Source organism: Streptomyces sp. CNZ287, assembly GCF_007827615.1.
The window spans coordinates 195,329-210,276 of record NZ_VISV01000004.1; the positions used below are offsets into that span (position 1 = coordinate 195,329).

At 72.8% G+C, this 14,948-nt stretch carries 13 protein-coding genes and 1 pseudogene; 11 read left to right on the forward strand and 3 right to left on the reverse strand.

All coding sequences use genetic code 11. From position 1 onward, the window contains the following. Window positions 1–313 precede the first annotated feature (313 nt). On the forward strand, window positions 314–922 hold the full coding sequence (locus FB457_RS10905) for a hypothetical protein (protein ID WP_047015406.1): 609 nt from the start codon (window positions 314–316) through the stop codon (window positions 920–922). A 91-nt stretch (window positions 923–1,013) separates the two neighbouring features. After that, window positions 1,014–2,354, forward strand: a complete 1,341-nt coding sequence (locus FB457_RS10910; RefSeq protein ID WP_047015407.1) for an MFS transporter — start codon at window positions 1,014–1,016, stop codon at window positions 2,352–2,354. A 66-nt stretch (window positions 2,355–2,420) separates the two neighbouring features. On the opposite strand, the gene FB457_RS10915 is transcribed toward FB457_RS10910, so the two are convergent. Next, entirely contained in the window at window positions 2,421–2,654 is a 234-nt protein-coding gene (locus FB457_RS10915) for a hypothetical protein (protein ID WP_047015408.1), read from the reverse strand. Between the two features lie 78 nt (window positions 2,655–2,732). Between FB457_RS10915 and map the strand changes: the two genes are divergently transcribed. The 3 genes and pseudogenes from map (at window position 2,733) to FB457_RS10930 (ending at window position 4,916) form a co-directional block, all read left to right on the forward strand. Continuing rightward, a complete protein-coding gene (gene map / locus FB457_RS10920) occupies window positions 2,733–3,593 on the forward strand; it encodes a type I methionyl aminopeptidase (RefSeq protein WP_047015409.1) in 861 nt (286 codons plus the stop codon). 85 nt (window positions 3,594–3,678) lie between these two features. After that, window positions 3,679–3,876, forward strand: a pseudogene (locus FB457_RS10925) (biliverdin-producing heme oxygenase); the annotation flags it as partial. A gap of 47 nt (window positions 3,877–3,923) precedes the next feature. Then, window positions 3,924–4,916: an aldo/keto reductase gene (locus tag FB457_RS10930; RefSeq protein ID WP_047015411.1), complete on the forward strand. Its 993-nt coding sequence runs from the start codon at window positions 3,924–3,926 to the stop codon at window positions 4,914–4,916. Window positions 4,917–4,940: 24 nt separating this feature from the next. Here FB457_RS10930 and FB457_RS10935 read toward each other — a convergent pair whose 3' ends face one another. Then, window positions 4,941–5,969 carry a LacI family DNA-binding transcriptional regulator gene (locus FB457_RS10935; protein ID WP_047015412.1) on the reverse strand — a complete coding sequence of 343 codons (1,029 nt, stop codon included), beginning with the start codon at window positions 5,967–5,969 and terminating at the stop codon, window positions 4,941–4,943. Window positions 5,970–6,118: 149 nt separating this feature from the next. Here FB457_RS10935 and FB457_RS10940 point away from each other — a divergent pair, with 149 nt between their 5' ends. The 5 genes from FB457_RS10940 to FB457_RS10960 all read left to right on the forward strand — a co-directional run bounded on the left by FB457_RS10940 (window position 6,119) and on the right by FB457_RS10960 (window position 12,738). Next, on the forward strand, window positions 6,119–7,522 hold the full coding sequence (locus tag FB457_RS10940) for an extracellular solute-binding protein (RefSeq protein ID WP_145781683.1): 1,404 nt from the start codon (window positions 6,119–6,121) through the stop codon (window positions 7,520–7,522). A gap of 39 nt (window positions 7,523–7,561) precedes the next feature. Then, window positions 7,562–8,494, forward strand: coding sequence for a carbohydrate ABC transporter permease (locus tag FB457_RS10945; protein WP_047015414.1), 933 nt, complete (start codon window positions 7,562–7,564; stop codon window positions 8,492–8,494). A gap of 3 nt (window positions 8,495–8,497) precedes the next feature. Then, a complete protein-coding gene (locus FB457_RS10950) occupies window positions 8,498–9,403 on the forward strand; it encodes a carbohydrate ABC transporter permease (protein ID WP_047015415.1) in 906 nt (301 codons plus the stop codon). A 51-nt stretch (window positions 9,404–9,454) separates the two neighbouring features. After that, entirely contained in the window at window positions 9,455–10,996 is a 1,542-nt protein-coding gene (gene arfA / locus FB457_RS10955; RefSeq protein ID WP_145781684.1) for an arabinosylfuranosidase ArfA, read from the forward strand. A 260-nt stretch (window positions 10,997–11,256) separates the two neighbouring features. Then, on the forward strand, window positions 11,257–12,738 hold the full coding sequence (locus FB457_RS10960; RefSeq protein WP_052770243.1) for a sugar transferase: 1,482 nt from the start codon (window positions 11,257–11,259) through the stop codon (window positions 12,736–12,738). A gap of 158 nt (window positions 12,739–12,896) precedes the next feature. Here FB457_RS10960 and FB457_RS10965 read toward each other — a convergent pair whose 3' ends face one another. Next, window positions 12,897–13,886, reverse strand: a complete 990-nt coding sequence (locus FB457_RS10965; RefSeq protein WP_047015418.1) for a GDP-L-fucose synthase family protein — start codon at window positions 13,884–13,886, stop codon at window positions 12,897–12,899. Window positions 13,887–13,933: 47 nt separating this feature from the next. On the opposite strand from FB457_RS10965, the gene gmd reads away from it, so the two are divergent. Then, window positions 13,934–14,947 carry a GDP-mannose 4,6-dehydratase gene (gmd, locus tag FB457_RS10970; protein WP_047015419.1) on the forward strand — a complete coding sequence of 338 codons (1,014 nt, stop codon included), beginning with the start codon at window positions 13,934–13,936 and terminating at the stop codon, window positions 14,945–14,947. Window position 14,948: the final 1 nt, after the last annotated feature.

Consider the following 14,948-nt stretch of genomic DNA (forward strand, 5'->3'; position numbering starts at 1 on the left):
TGGGGGCGAAGCCCCCGGTCGGGGTCTGGGGGCGAAGCCCCCGGTCGGGGTCTGGGGGCGAAGCCCCCGGTCGGGGTCTGGGGGCGAAGCCCCCGGTCGGGGTCTGGGGGCGAAGCCCCCGGTCGGGGTCTGGGGGCGAAGCCCCCGGTCGGGGTCTGGGGGCGAAGCCCCCGGTCGGGGTCTGGGGGCGAAGCCCCCGGTCGGGGTCTGGGGGCGAAGCCCCCGAGACCCCTCCCATCGGCCAGACCCGAAACGGTGAGCCCCGCAGGGTTTCGCGGCGGGGTGGCGGACGGGTGCGGCAGCATCCCCCGGTATGGATGCCGTGCGGGTGGCCCTGCTGCGGGAAGTGCTGGCCGGGACCGAGTGGCCCGGAGCCGCGCGGCGGTTTGCCGGGGTGTTGCGGGGCGCCGTCGAGGCGCAGGGCGGTGGGTTGCTCCTCGTGGGGACGGCCGCGTACGAGCCGTGGCACCTCGCCGCCCACCTCGATGACGAAGCCGCCTGGTCGGGCCTCCCCGCCCTCTCCCCCACCCTCGTACGCCACCGGGTCCCGGCCTCCGGCCCCGCCCACCTCGGCGTCGGGCTCGGCCGGCTGGAGGCCGCGGGCCGCCGCGAGACCCTGCTCGTCGTCGCCCCGGACGAGCCCGGCGACGCGCTGCTGGAGCGCGTCGGCGACGCCCGCCGCGCCGGCGCCGCGGTGCTCGTGCTCGACGGCGGCTCCGCCGAACTGCCCGGCCTCGCCCACGAACTGCTCACCGTCCCCGGCGACAGCGGCGACATCGACCTGGAGACCGTCCAGCACCTCGTCAGCGCCGCCGCCGGCGAGAACGGTGACCCGCCCGCCGCCTCCGCCCGCTCCGGCTTCCGCCACCGCCTCGCCCGCCTCGCCGAGGTGCTGTCCTCCCCGCCCCCACCCCGCTGGTAGCCCGACCGACCACCAAACCGCCAGCCGGCCGGCCGGCCCCCGCCGTAATTCTCTTGCGGCCCGCCCCCCGCCCACCCGACCATGGCCCCTCGTGGCCGACGAATCCCGCGCCTACCGCGACCTCCTCCCCGACCTCGCCCCCTGGCACGCCTCGCGCGACTTCCGCCTCATGTGGGTCGCGGGCCTCATCACCGCCTTCGGCAGCTTCCTCACCTTCGTCGCCCTCCCGGTGCAGGTGAAGGAGCTGACCGGCTCCGCCCTCGCGGTCGGCGCCATCGGCACCGTCGAGCTGGTCCCGCTCATCGTCTTCGGGCTCTACGGCGGCGCCCTCGCCGACGCCATGGACAAGCGGAAGCTGATCCTCTACAGCGAGGCGGGGCTCGGCCTCGTCTCCGCCGTCCTGCTCCTCAACAGCCTGCTGCCCGAGCCGATGCTCTGGCCCCTCTACGTCGTCGCCGCGCTCACCAGCGCGCTCACCGGCATCCAGCGCCCGGCCCTGGACTCGATCGTCCCGCGCATCGTGCCGCACGAGCACCTGCCCGCCGCCGCCGCGCTCAACTCCCTGCGCTGGCAGCTCGGCGGCATCGCCGGCCCCGCGCTCGCCGGTTTCATCGTCGCGTACGCCGGGCTGCCCTGGGCGTACGCGCTGGACGCCGGGACGTTCGCCGTCTCCGTCGGCCTCGCGCTGATGCTCGCCCCGTCCCCCGCCGCCCGCGAGGCGGTGGCGCCGAGCCTGCGCGCGATAGCGGAGGGCGCGCGCTACGCGTGGAACCGCAAGGAGCTGCTCGGCACGTACGCCATCGACCTGGCGGCGATGTTCTTCGCCTTCCCGCTCGCGCTCTTCCCGTTCCTCGCCGACGACCTGGACGCGCCGTGGGCGCTGGGGCTGATGTACGCGGCGCTGCCCGCCGGTTCGCTGCTGGTGAGCCTCACCAGCGGATGGACCCGGCGGGTGCACCGGCACGGCCGCGCGGTGATGCTGTCGGCGGTCGGCTGGGGGCTGGCGATCACGGCGGCGGGGATGATGCCGAACGCCTGGGCGGTGCTGTTGCTGCTCATGGTGGCGGGCGCGTTCGACATGGTCAGCGGGGTGTTCCGGGCGGCGATGTGGAACCAGACCATCCCCGACGAGCTACGCGGCCGGCTCGCCGGCATCGAGCTGCTGTCGTACTCGGTCGGCCCGGTGGCCGGGCAGTTCCGCTCCGGCGGGGTGGCAGCGCTGACGAGCGTGCGGACGTCGATCTGGTCGGGCGGGGTGATGTGCGCGGGCGCGGTGGTGCTGCTGGCCGCGTGCCTGCCGAAGCTGATGACGTACGACGCCCGCACGAACGAGCACGCGGTAAGGGAGCGGGACCGCCGCGCCGCGGCGGCGGCGGAGAAGGCGGGAAAGGGCGGCCCGGAGGGCGTGCCGGCCCCGGACCCGGCGACGTGACGCCGCGGACCGAAGAGGACCGAAGAGGACCGAGGCGACGGCCGCCCGCCGCCGCCCTCTACCCCCTCAGCGGCCCGGCCCGCCCCCGCGGTCGCCCTCGTCGTTCCACCGGCTGTCCTCGTCCCACTCCTCGTTGCGCGCCTCCGCCGTCTCGATCGCCCGCGCCGCCTCCTCCGGCGTCGCGTACGGCCCGAGCCGGTTCAGGGCCCGGCACTGCGGGCCCTCCTCGACCTTCTTGTGCTCCAGGCAGTAGTACCATTCGCCCGGTTTGCCCGCCGTCTTCTTCTTGAACAGCGCCATCTCGCTCCTCATCTGCGGCGTGTCTGCGCGTCTGCCGCCGCCCATCGTGCCCGATCCGCCGCCGATAGACTCGGATCCATGTCTGGCCAGTCGTCGCTGCTCGCGCCCGGTACGCTCTCCCCGCCCCGCGCCGTTCCCGCCGCCATCCCCCGCCCCGAGTACGTCGGGAAGAAGGGACCGGCGCCCTACACCGGACCGGAGGTCCAGGACGCGGAGACCGTCGAGCGGATGCGTACCGCCGGGCGGATCGCCGCGCGGGCGATGGCCGCCGCCGCGGAGCACATCGCGCCCGGGGTGACGACGGACGAGCTGGACCGGGTGGCGCACGAGTACCTGTGCGACCACGGCGCGTACCCCTCCACCCTCGGCTACCGGGGCTTTCCCAAGTCGCTCTGCACGTCGGTCAACGAGGTGATCTGCCACGGCATTCCGGACTCCACGGTGCTGCGCGACGGCGACATCGTGAACCTCGACGTCACCGCGTTCATCGGCGGCGTGCACGGCGACAACAACGCCACGTACCTCGTCGGCGAGGTCGACGAGACCTCCCGGCTGCTGGTCGAGCGCACCCGCGAGTCGCTGAACCGCGCCATCAAGGCGGTCCGCCCGGGCCGGCAGGTCAACGTCATCGGCCGGGTCATCGAGTCGTACGCCAAGCGCTTCGGCTACGGCGTCGTGCGCGACTTCACCGGCCACGGCGTCAACACCGCCTTCCACTCCGGCCTGATCATCCCGCACTTCGACGACCCGCGCGCCACGACCGTGATGCGGCCGGGGATGACGTTCACGATCGAGCCGATGCTGACCCTCGGGACGCACGAGTACGACATGTGGGACGACGGCTGGACCGTGGTGACCAAGGACCGTAGGCGCACCGCCCAGTTCGAGCACACGCTGGTGGTGACGGAGTCGGGCGCGGAGGTGCTGACCCTCCCGTGAGCATGCCCGGGACCACCCGGGTGATACCGGCGCAGCGCCGGGCACCACTGACTCGGGGAAGCATCTCCCTAGAGGGAGCGCAGCGGGCGACGGCGTGCGCTTCCACGTCTTCGAGGGCGTGCCCAATCCGGCCGCGTACAAGCGCGGTTACCGCCGGCTGCTGGACGAGCTGCCGGTGGACGACCTGGAGAAGCAGCGGGTGGTCGAGGAGTGCCGCCGCGCGTTCACCCTCAACACGGACCTCTTCCGCGCCCTGGAGCCCGCGGACCCGCTGACCGCCTGACCCGCCCGGCCGGTGCCCCCCTTGCGCTGGAGTGCACTCGAGGGTGCATGGTCGTGACCATGGACAAGCGGACTCTGGGACGTACGGGCATCGAGGTCAGCGCTCTCGGCTTCGGCTGCTGGGCGATCGGCGGCGAGTGGTGGGACGCCGGGGGCGACCCGCTGGGCTGGGGCAAGGTGGACGACGACGAGTCGGTACGGGCCGTGCACCGCGCCCTCGACGGCGGCGTCACCTTCTTCGACACCGCCGACGTCTACGGCACGGGACACAGCGAGACCGTGCTCGGCCGCGCGCTCGCGGGCCGCCGCGACGACGTCGTCATCGCCACGAAGTGGGGCAACGTCTTCGACGCCGACCGCAGGACGCTGCTCTCCCGCGACCTCTCCCCCGGCTACGCACGCCGGGCACTGACCGACTCGCTGCGCCGGCTCGGCACCGACCGCGTCGACCTGTACCAACTGCACATCGGCGACGCCGGCTTCGCGGAGGCGGCGGAACTGCGCGAGGCGTGCGAGGACTTCGTCCGCGAGGGGCTGATCCGCGCGTACGCCTGGAGCACCGACGACCCCGCGCGCGCCGCGGCGTTCGCCGAGGGCCCGCACTGCGCGGCGGTGCAGCACCGGCTCAACGTGCTGGAGGACGCCCCGGAGATGCTGGCGCTGTGCGCGGAGCGCGGCCTCGCCAGCGTCAACCGCAGCCCGCTGGCGATGGGGCTGCTCTCCGGCGCGTACGACGCGGGCTCGCGGGTCGGCGCCGGCGACATCCGGGCGACGCCGCCGGCGTGGCTGACGTACTTCGGCGCGGACGGGCGGGTGGCGCCGGGGTGGCTGCCGCGGATCGAGGCGATCCGCGACATCCTCACCTCCGGCGGGCGCACCGTGGCGCAGGGTGCGCTGGCCTGGATCTGGGCCCGCAGCCCGCACACGGTCCCGATCCCCGGCTTCCGCACGGTGGCGCAGGCGGCGCAGAACGCGGGCGCCCTGGCCGCGGGCCCGCTGACCGCGGCGCAAATGGCGGAGATCGACGGGCTGCTGACGTAGCACGCCGCGACCCCGCCGACTCCGCTACGGCCGGTCCTGCGGCAGGGCGCTCGACTCGCGCAGCGCCAGCTCGTAGGGCGCCAGCAGCGTCGTCGGCGGGGCCTCCGCCGGGCCCTCGATCCGCGCCAGCAGCGCCTTCACCGCCAGCCTGGCCAGCTCCTGCTTGTCGGGCGCCACGCTGGTCAGCGACGGCACCATGTACCGCGCCTCCTGGATGTCGTCGAAGCCGACCACCGCGAGGTCGGCCGGAATCGCCAGGCCCTCGTCGTGCGCGACGCGCATCGCGCCCGACGCCATCATGTCGGTGAAGCAGAACACCGCGTCGGGCGGCTCCCGGAGCGCCAGCAGCTCCCGCATGGCCGCCGCCCCGCCCGCCCGGGTGTACGACCCCACGGCGGGCGCCAGCGCCTGGTCGTATGCGAGGCCCGCCTCGGCCAGCGCCTCGCGGTGGCCCTGCATGCGCTGCAGGGCGGTGGCCGTCGTGCGGTCGTCGTGCTGCCAGCCGATGACGCCGATGCGGCGGCGGCCGCGGCCGACGAGGTGCCGGGTGGCGTCGCGGGCGGCGGCGACGTTGTCGATGAGCACGTGGTCGGCGGGGACCTCGTAGTCGCGCTCGCCGAGCAGCACGAGCGGGACGCGGCGCTCGCGGGCGGCGAGCGCCGTCTGGTCCAGGCCGAGAGGGCTGAGGAGCACGCCGTCGATGAGCGGGTCGCCGAGGCCGCAGGCCAGCCGCAGCTCCTCCGCCGGATCACCGTCGGTGACCTCGATGAGGACGGTCTGCCCGCTCTCCTTGGCGGCGGCGATGACGCAGGTGGCCAGCTCCGCGAAGTAGGGCGCGACGAGTTCCGGTACGGCAAGCGCGATGACCCCGCTGCGGCCGGTGCGCAGATGGCGGGCGGAGGCGTGCGGGCGGTAGCCGAGTTCGTCGATGGCGCGCAGCACGCGCTCGCGGGTCGGCTCGGCGACGCGCGCGGCGCCGCGGACCACGTTCGAGACGGTCTTGATCGAGACACCGGCGCGCTCTGCGACGTCCTTGAGGCGGGCCCCGGGCACGGCTTCCTCCCGCTTCCTCCGAGGTTCTGGTGCGCACACCCTACGCCTTCTGCGCGGGCTGTTGACGTGGTGCGCACGGCGATATACAACGTTCCACCAAGAGCGCATTACAACGTTGTACAAGTTCGCCGCGGAAAGGGACATCCGCCATGCTCCGACGCCTCGACTCCCCCGGCCGCCCGGCCCCCGACCCCGCCCGCGGCACACCTGCAGCCCCGTACGCACCCTCCCGCCGCGCCCTGCTGCGCGGCGGTGCGGGCCTCGCCGCGGGCGCCGCCGCCACCGCGGCGCTCACCGGCTGCGGCACCACCATCGCCCAGGGCTTCACCGGCGGCGAACCCCCCGCGGACCGGCTGAACTTCTGGAACCCCTTCACCGGCGGCGACGGCGAACGCATGGTCGCCATGCAGGACCTGTACGAGAAGGACCACCCCGACAGCACCCTGCGGGCGACCACCTTCGTCTGGGGCAACCCGTACTACACCAAGCTGAGCCTGGCCACCATCGGCGAGCGCCCCCCGCACGTCGCCATCGCGCACCTGTCGAAGCTGCCGGTGCTCGCCCAGGCCGGGCTGCTCAGCGAGCTGCCCGCCGACGCGCTCGCCAAGCAGGGCATGACGCCGGAGAAGTTCGACACCAAGCCCTGGCGCAAGTCCCACGTCGACGACCGCCTCTACGGCATCCCGATCGACACCCACCCCTTCGCGCTGTACTTCCGCACCGACGTCGCCGAGAAGGCCGGCCTGCTCGACGGCGGCGAACTGGTCGACATCGACGGCGCGGACAAGTTCGCCGACGCGCTGCGCGCCGCGAAGGAGGTCACCGGCGTCTGGGGCGGCTCGGTCGCCTCGATCAAGGACACCGCCACCCAGTTCCGCATGTTCCTGTCCTTCTACACCCAGCTCGGCGGCCGGCCGCTGGTCGGCGACGCCGGCGCCACCGTGACGGTCGACCTCGGCGCCGCCGAGGAGGCGCTCGCGTACATCCAGCGCCTGGGCAAGGAGAAGCTGATACCCACGGGCGCCAACGGGCAGGCCGCCATCACCCTGCTCACCACCGGCGAGGCCGGGTTCCTGATGGACGGCGTGTGGCAGATCGTCGCCGTCCTGGACTCGGGGGCGAAGTTCGACATGCGGCCCCTGCCGCGGATCTTCGACGACGCCCCGTACGCCTGCTTCGCCGACAGCCACGCCCTGGTGCTGCCCCGGCAGCCGAAGCAGGACGACGGCCGCCTCGACCTGTCGCTGGAGTTCACCGCCTCGCTGCTGGCGAAGAGCAAGCTGTGGGCGGAGGGCGGGCACGTCCCCGCGTGGCTGCCGACCCAGCGCTCGGCCGCGTACCGGGAGCTGACGCCCCAGTCCCACTACACCGAAGCCGCCGAGGGCGCCGTCTACGACCCCGTCGCCTGGTACGGCGGCGCGGGCAGCAATCTGCAGAACCGGGTGGGCGACGCGGTCAGCGCCGCGCTCGCCGGCCGGTCGACGCCGCGCGCAGCCGCGGCCCGGGTCCGCGAGGAGCTGCGCACGCTCGCGGACGTCGAGTCCCCGATCTGACCCCCGCCGCCCCCACCCCCTCGAACGAAAGGCATCCCCGTGGCGAGCACAGTCGGCACCGGCGCCCTCACCCCCGACCGGTCACGCCCCCGCGAAACCCGCGGCCGGCTCGCGGGCCCGGCCCTGGTCGCGCCGTTCGCGCTTTTTTACATCGTTTTCCTCCTCGGTCCGCTCCTCTACACCTTCGTGGCGGGCTTCTTCAACGGCAGCCTGCTGCGCGACGGCTTCGGCAGTTGGGTCGGCTTCTCCAACTACGCGGACGTGCTGGGCGACTCCGAGTTCTGGCGCACCCTGAAGCACACCCTGTGGTTCACCGTGCTCACCACCATCCCGCTGGTGCTGCTGGCGCTGGGTCTCGCGATCCTCGCCGACCGGTTCGTACGCGGCCGGTGGTTCATCCGCTTCGCCTTCTTCGCGCCGTACGTCATCCCGTCCGCGTCGGTCTCCCTGATCTTCATGTGGGGCGTGCTCGCCGACCAGACCGGCCTGGCCCAGGACTGGCTGAAGACCCTCGGCGTCAGCTCGCCGCCGTCCTGGCTCGGCGATCCCAGCTGGGCGATGTGGTCGCTGGCCGGCGTCACCGTCTGGTGGACCATCGGCTTCAACTTCGTGCTCTACCTCGCCGGTCTGCAGGAGATCCCCCGCGACGTGCACGAGGCCGCCGCCATGGACGGCGCCGGGCCCTGGCAGCGGATCCGGCACGTGGTCATCCCCATGCTGGGGCGGACGACGACGCTCGTCACCGTGCTCCAGATCGTCGCCTCGCTGAAGGTCTTCGACCAGATCTACATGATGACCGCCGGCGGCCCCGACGGCTCCACCCGGCCCACGCTGCAGTACATCGTCGACACCGGCTTCACCGACGGCCGCACCGGCTACGCCTCGGTCGTCTCCCTCTTCCTCTTCCTCGTCATCCTGCTGATCTCCCTGGTCTGGTTCTTCCTCGTCCGCCGGGCAGAGAAGGAGAGCTGAGCCATGGCCCACACCAAAGAAGGCCCCGCCGCCACCGCCGCCGCGCCCGCCCGCGCAGAAGCGAAGGACCCCGCGCCCCGCCGCGGCTACGACGCCGAGAAGCTCTTCAACCGCGTCGCGCTCGGCGTCCTCGTCGCCTTCGCGCTGCTGTGGCTGGTGCCGCTGCTGTTCGCGACGGCGATATCCATCCGTCCCGCCGACGAGATAGCCGTCGACCCGGCTTCCTGGTTCACCTCGAACCCCACCTTCGCGGCGTACGAGGACCTCTTCGACAAGGGCAAGCTGCCCTACTGGTATGCCAACAGCTTCATCGTCTCGCTGCTGACCACGGTGCTCACCGTCGTCACCGCCTCACTCGCCGCCTTCGGCCTCTCCCAGGTGCGCTTCCGCTTCCGCCGCGGGGTCTTCCTGCTGCTGCTCGCCGGGATCATGATCCCGATGCAGGTGCTGATGATCCCGCAGTTCCTGGCGCTCCAGGAGGTGGGCCTCCTCAACACGTACTGGGGCGTGGTCCTGCCGCAGGTGCCGAACGTCGTCGCCGTCTTCGTCTTCAAGCAGTTCTTCGACGGCATCCCCAGGGAGCTGATCGAGGCCGCGCGCGCCGACGGCGCCGGCTGGCTCCGCACGTACGGGCAGATCGTGATGCCCGTCTCGCGGCCCGCCGTGTCGGCCGTGACGATCTTCGTCTTCGTGGCCGTGTGGAACAACTTCCTCTGGCCGCTGCTGGTCGTCACCGACCCGGAGATGATGACGCTGCCGGTCGGGCTCAACTCCGTACAGGACGCCTTCGGCATCCCGTACGCGCAGCTCATGGCCTCCGCCGTGCTGGGCGCCATCCCCCTGCTCGTCGTCTTCGCGCTCTTCCAGCGCCGCATCGTCGAGGGCATCGCCGGTACGGGCCTGAAGTAGGCCCGTACCCCCCCGAGAACCACTGTCAACGCCCCCGGAGAAAGGCACCGCATGCCGCACACCGCCAGGTTCACCGTCGACCCCGAGTTCGTCATCGGCGAGGTGGACCCGCGCCTGTACGGAACGTTCGTCGAGCACATGGGCCGCTGCGTCTACACCGGGATCTACGAGCCCGGCCACCCCACCGCCGACGCCGCCGGCTTCCGCGGCGACGTCGCCGCGCTCGTCCGCGAGCTGGGCACCGGCCTGGTCCGCTATCCCGGCGGCAACTTCGTCTCCGGCTACCACTGGGAGGACGGCGTCGGCCCGGTCGCCGAGCGGCCGCGCCGGCTCGACCTCGCCTGGCGGTCGGTGGAGACCAACGAGGTCGGCACCAACGAGTTCCTCACCTGGGCCAGAGGGCTGGGTCTGGAACCGATGATGGCCGTCAACCTCGGCACCCGCGGCATCGACGCCGCCCGCGCGCTCGTCGAGTACTGCAACCACCCCGGCGGCACCGCCTGGTCCGACCTGCGGATCAAGCACGGCGTCACCGAGCCGCACGGGGTGCGGCTGTGGTGCCTGGGCAACGAGATGGACGGCCCGTGGCAGACGGGGCACAAGTCGGCGCGCGAGTACGGCCGGCTGGCGGCCGAGGCCGGCAAGGCCATGCACCAGGTCGACCCGTCGATCGAGCTGGTCGCCTGCGGCAGCTCCAACGCGCAGATGGCGACCTTCGGCACCTGGGAGCGCGAGGTGCTGGAGGAGACCTACGACGAGGTCGACTATCTCTCGCTGCACGCGTACTACGAGGAACTCGACGGAGACCGCGCGAGCTTCCTCGCCTCCGGCGCGCACATGGACCAGTACATCTCCGACGTGGTGTCGACCGCCGACCACGTCCGCGCCGTACGCCGAGCGGACAAGCGGATCCGGCTCTCCTTCGACGAGTGGAACGTCTGGTACGCGGCCCGCTTCCCCGGCGAGCGGAACCTGGCCACCGCAGAGACGCCGCGGCTCATCGAGGACACGTACTCCGTGACCGACGCGGCCGTCGTGGGCTCCCTGCTCATCACCCTGCTCCGGCACGCCGACCGGGTCGCCGTGGCCTGCCTGGCGCAGCTCGTCAACGTCATCGCGCCGATCCGCAGCGAGCCCGGCGGTCCCGCCTGGCGGCAGACCGTCTTCCATCCGTTCGCGCAGGCCGCCCGGTTCGCACGCGGCACGGTGCTGCGCACCGAGGCGGACCGCACGGGCTCGCGGATCGAGACCCCCCGGCACGGCGACGTCCCCGCGCTCGACCACGTGGTGACGTACGACGAGGAGAGCGGCGACCTGACGATCCTGGCCGTCAACCGGGCCCAGGACGAGCCGCTGCGGCTGTCCGTCGCGCTGCGCGGGTTCGGCAAGGACGGCGGTGCGGACGGGTACTCGGTGATCGAACACCTGGTCCTCGCCGACGACGACCCGGACGCGGCGAACACCGAGACGGATCCGGGGCGGGTGCTGCCGCGGTCCCTCAGCACCACGCGGATCAGCGCAGACGGCGAGCTTGAGGCCGAACTGCCGTGCGTATCCTGGAACGTGCTCCGGCTGCGGAAGCGGGGTGCGTGACGGGATGCCGTAGGCAATCGAAACTGCCGCAAAACTCCGTACATCCCTCGGCCCTTCTCGGGAGTCGTACGTCGTGAGCCGCACGGTGCAAGCCGCGGCACGGCGCAGACCTGGTGTGAAGCTCGCTACATCTAGGCCGATTTTGCACGAACCATGGGCGTTCTACGCAAATCTGGCCTAAAGTTCCGGGAGCGAAGGGCGCGCGTCGATCAGGGGAGGATCGCGTGCGCCTCATCAGTCGCGATGTGCCAGGGGGGAACATGCGGCGTATCGGAGTAGCCGATACCGGGATCATGACGGCGGAGCCGAGACGCGGGACCCGCGTCCGCTCCGCCGCAGCGAAGCCGGCGTGGTACTTGCCGGCTGCCCTCGTCACCGACGCGGCGGGGATCGCGATCCCCGTCGTGCTCGTCTTCCTCACCACCCGGCAGCCGTATCCGGCGCACTGCGCCGCGCTGGCCGCCGGGGGCTGGCTCGCCGTACGGGCCGCGCGGCGCCGCTACTCCGCGCGGCAGCTCGGCGAGTCGGGCGCGGTGGTGCCGCTGCTGCAGGACTGGCTCCTGCTCTTCGGCGTGCTCGCCGTCGTCCGCGCGTTCACCGCCGACAGCGCGGCGGAACCACAGCCGGCGCTGCTCGCGCTGCTGCCTGCGCTGGTGCTGACCGTCGTCACCGCCAAGCTGCTCCACCACCATCTCGTCGCGTCCCGGCGGGAGGGCCAGGCGGTGCGGCGCGTGCTGGTGGTCGCCGAGCCGGCCACCGCCGACCACGTCGTCGGCCGGTTGGCGGCACGTACGGACCACGAGTACGTGGTCGTCGGTGTCGTCCCGGTCGGCGAGGCGCCGCTGTCCTGCGGCGCCCCGGAGGCCGCCCGGCTGGGCCCGGTCCCCTCGGACCGGGCGGGCTGGGACGCCCAGGCGGTGCTGGCCGCCGCCCGGGAGCACGGCGCCGAGCTGGTCCTCGCCGCTCCCGGACCGCTGCTGCCGGCGGCCCGGCTGCGGCAGTTGGCCTGGGCGCTGCACGACGCGGGGCTGCCGCTGGCCGTGCTGCCGGGCATCGCGGAGGTCGCGGAGCGGCGGCTGCGGCTGTCGGTGGTCGCGGGCCTGACGCTGCTGCACATCGCGCCGCCGCTGCGGCGGGGGGCGCAGTCGACGCTCAAGGCGTTGAGCGACCGGGTGGCCGCGGCGATCGGCATCGTGCTGCTGGCGCCGGTGTTCGCGGTGATCGCGGCGGCGGTGAGGTTCACGTCGCCGGGGCCGGTGTTCCACAGGCAGACCCGCCTCGGGCGGGGCGGGGCGCCGTTCACGATGTGGAAGTTCCGCAGCATGGTCGAGGACGCGGAGCAGCAGAAGGCCGCGCTGTCGGTGGTCAACGACCACGACGGCAGCCCGATCTTCAAGATCCGCCGCGACCCGCGGGTCACGCGGGTCGGCGAGGTGCTGCGCCGCAGCTCACTGGACGAGCTGCCGCAGTTGTTCAACGTGCTGCGCGGCGAGATGTCCCTGGTCGGCCCGCGCCCGCCGCTGCCGGAGGAGGTCGCCCGCTACAGCGACACCGAGCTGCGCCGGCTGGCGGTGAAGCCGGGGATGACGGGCCTGTGGCAGGTCAGCGGCCGCTCGGACCTCACCTGGGACGAGACGATCGCGCTCGACCTGCACTACGTGGAGAACTGGTCCTTCGCCCACGACATGGACGTGATGGCCCGCACCCTGCGCGCGGTCGTCGACGGCCGGGGGGCGTATTGAGACGCGGGACACCACTCTGCGTGCGTCGCGCGGCCGTTGAGGCGGCGCGGCCGGCGCCCGCCCCAGCCGCTCGCGGCGAAGCCGCGGCGGCGGGCGGGGTGCCCGAGGGGCGCGGCCCCTCGGATCCCCGCCGCGGGGTCGCTGAGGGGCGCGGCCCCTCAGGGCTTACGCCAGTCCTCGTAGACCGCCGCGATGCCCTCCCGCAGTCCGATCTCCGGGCGCCAGCCCAGTTCCGTGATGCGGGAGACGTCCAGCAGCTTGCGCGGCGTGCCGTCCGGGCGGCTCGTGTCGAAGGCGATGCGGCCCCGGTAGCCCACGACGTCCCGTACGGTCTCCGCCAGTTCGCGGATCGTCAGGTCCTCGCCGCAGCCGACGTTCACGGGAGCGTCCGCGTCGTAGCCCCGCAGCAGCGTGAGGCACGCCGCCGCCAGGTCGTCCACGTGGAGGAACTCCCGCCGGGGCGTTCCCGTGCCCCAGAGCACGACCTCCTCCGCGCCCGTCTCCCGTGCCTCGTGGAAGCGGCGGATAAGGGCCGGCAGGACGTGGCTCGTCTCCAGGTCGAAGTTGTCGCCGGGGCCGTACAGGTTCGTCGGCATCGCCGAGATGTACGCCGCGCCGTACTGCCTGCGGTACGCCTGCACCTGCTCGATGCCGGCGATCTTCGCCAGCGCGTAGGGCTGGTTCGTCGGCTCCAGCGGCCCGGTCAGCAGCGAGTCCTCGCGGATCGGCTGGCCGGCGAGCTTGGGGTAGATGCACGAGGAGCCGAGGAAGAGCAGCCGCCGTACGGACGCCGCGTGGCTGCCGGCGATGACGCTCAACTGGATGCGCAGGTTGTCCTCCAGGAACTGCACCGGGAAGCGGCTGTTCGCCATGATCCCGCCGACCTTGGCCGCGGCCAGCACCACCGCGTCCGGCCGGACTGCCGCCAGCCAGGCCGCCGTCCGCTCCGCGTCGCGCAGGTCCAGCTCGGCGCGGGTGCGGGTGACCACGTCGTAGCCGTCGGCGGTCAGCCGGCGGGCGACGGCCGAGCCGACCAGACCGCGGTGGCCCGCGACGAAGACGCGCGCGCCGGGCGGGAGGAAGCTCCGGGCGGCGGGCGGGAGTCCGTCAGCGCCCGCGGGCGAGGACAGTTCGTTCGATGGCGTCATAAGTACGAATTCTGCCATCCGGCGGAATGATCAGGGGGAAGGATCCCATGGGCAAGACGGCCCTCATCACCGGCGTCACCGGCCAGGACGGCTCGTACCTCGCCGAACTGCTGCTCGCCAAGGGCTACACGGTGCACGGTCTCGTGCGGCGCTCGTCGTCGTTCAACACCGAGCGCATCGACCACATCTACGAGGAGCCGCAGGAACCGGGACGCCGCCTGGTGCTGCACCACGCGGACCTCTCCGACGGCGTCGCGCTGGTGAACCTGCTGCGCGACCTGGCGCCCGACGAGGTCTACAACCTCGGCGCCCAGTCGCACGTCCGGGTCTCCTTCGACGCCCCGCTCTACACCGCGGACGTCACCGGCCTCGGCTCCATGCGGCTGCTGGAGGCGGTACGCGCCGCGGGCATCGACACCCGGCTCTACCAGGCGTCGTCCTCGGAGATGTTCGGCTCCGCCCCGCCGCCGCAGAACGAGCGGACCCCCTTCCACCCGCGCAGCCCGTACGGCTGCGCCAAGGTCTTCGGCTACTGGTCGACGGTGAACTACCGGGAGGCGTACGGCCTCTTCGCGGTGAACGGCATCCTCTTCAACCACGAGTCGCCGCGCCGCGGTGAGACCTTCGTCACCCGGAAGATCACCCGCGCCGTGGCGAGGATCAGGGCGGGTCTCCAGGACCGCCTCTACATGGGCAACCTCGACGCGGTACGCGACTGGGGCTACGCCCCGGAGTACGTCGAGGCGATGTGGCTGATGCTCCAGCGCGACGTGCCGGACGACTACGTGGTCGCCACCGGCGAGGCCGGCAGCGTCCGCCAGTTCCTGGAGGCCGCGTTCGGCGCCGCGGGCCTCGACTGGACGGAGTACGTGCGCTTCGACCCCAAGTACGAGCGCCCCAGCGAGGTCGACGCGCTCATCGGAGACGCCTCGAAGGCAGGCGACCTGCTCGGCTGGAAGCCGCAGGTCAAGTGGCCGGAGCTGGCACGGATCATGGTGGAGGCGGACATCGGGGCGCTCGACGCCGAACTCGCCGGCGCCACCGTCAGGATCGACAGGTAAC

What these genes read in the sequence shown, in the direction of transcription:
- FB457_RS10905 (WP_047015406.1), top strand. Translation starts at nt 314, where the DNA reads ATGGATGCCGTGCGGGTGGCCCTGCTGCGGGAAGTGCTGGCCGGGACC.
- FB457_RS10915 (WP_047015408.1), bottom strand. Translation starts at nt 2,654, where the DNA reads ATGGCGCTGTTCAAGAAGAAGACGGCGGGCAAACCGGGCGAATGGTAC.
- map (WP_047015409.1), top strand. Translation starts at nt 2,733, where the DNA reads ATGTCTGGCCAGTCGTCGCTGCTCGCGCCCGGTACGCTCTCCCCGCCC.
- FB457_RS10930 (WP_047015411.1), top strand. Translation starts at nt 3,924, where the DNA reads ATGGTCGTGACCATGGACAAGCGGACTCTGGGACGTACGGGCATCGAG.
- FB457_RS10940 (WP_145781683.1), top strand. Translation starts at nt 6,119, where the DNA reads ATGCTCCGACGCCTCGACTCCCCCGGCCGCCCGGCCCCCGACCCCGCC.
- FB457_RS10950 (WP_047015415.1), top strand. Translation starts at nt 8,498, where the DNA reads ATGGCCCACACCAAAGAAGGCCCCGCCGCCACCGCCGCCGCGCCCGCC.
- arfA (WP_145781684.1), top strand. Translation starts at nt 9,455, where the DNA reads ATGCCGCACACCGCCAGGTTCACCGTCGACCCCGAGTTCGTCATCGGC.
- FB457_RS10960 (WP_052770243.1), top strand. Translation starts at nt 11,257, where the DNA reads ATGCGGCGTATCGGAGTAGCCGATACCGGGATCATGACGGCGGAGCCG.
- FB457_RS10965 (WP_047015418.1), bottom strand. Translation starts at nt 13,886, where the DNA reads ATGACGCCATCGAACGAACTGTCCTCGCCCGCGGGCGCTGACGGACTC.
- gmd (WP_047015419.1), top strand. Translation starts at nt 13,934, where the DNA reads ATGGGCAAGACGGCCCTCATCACCGGCGTCACCGGCCAGGACGGCTCG.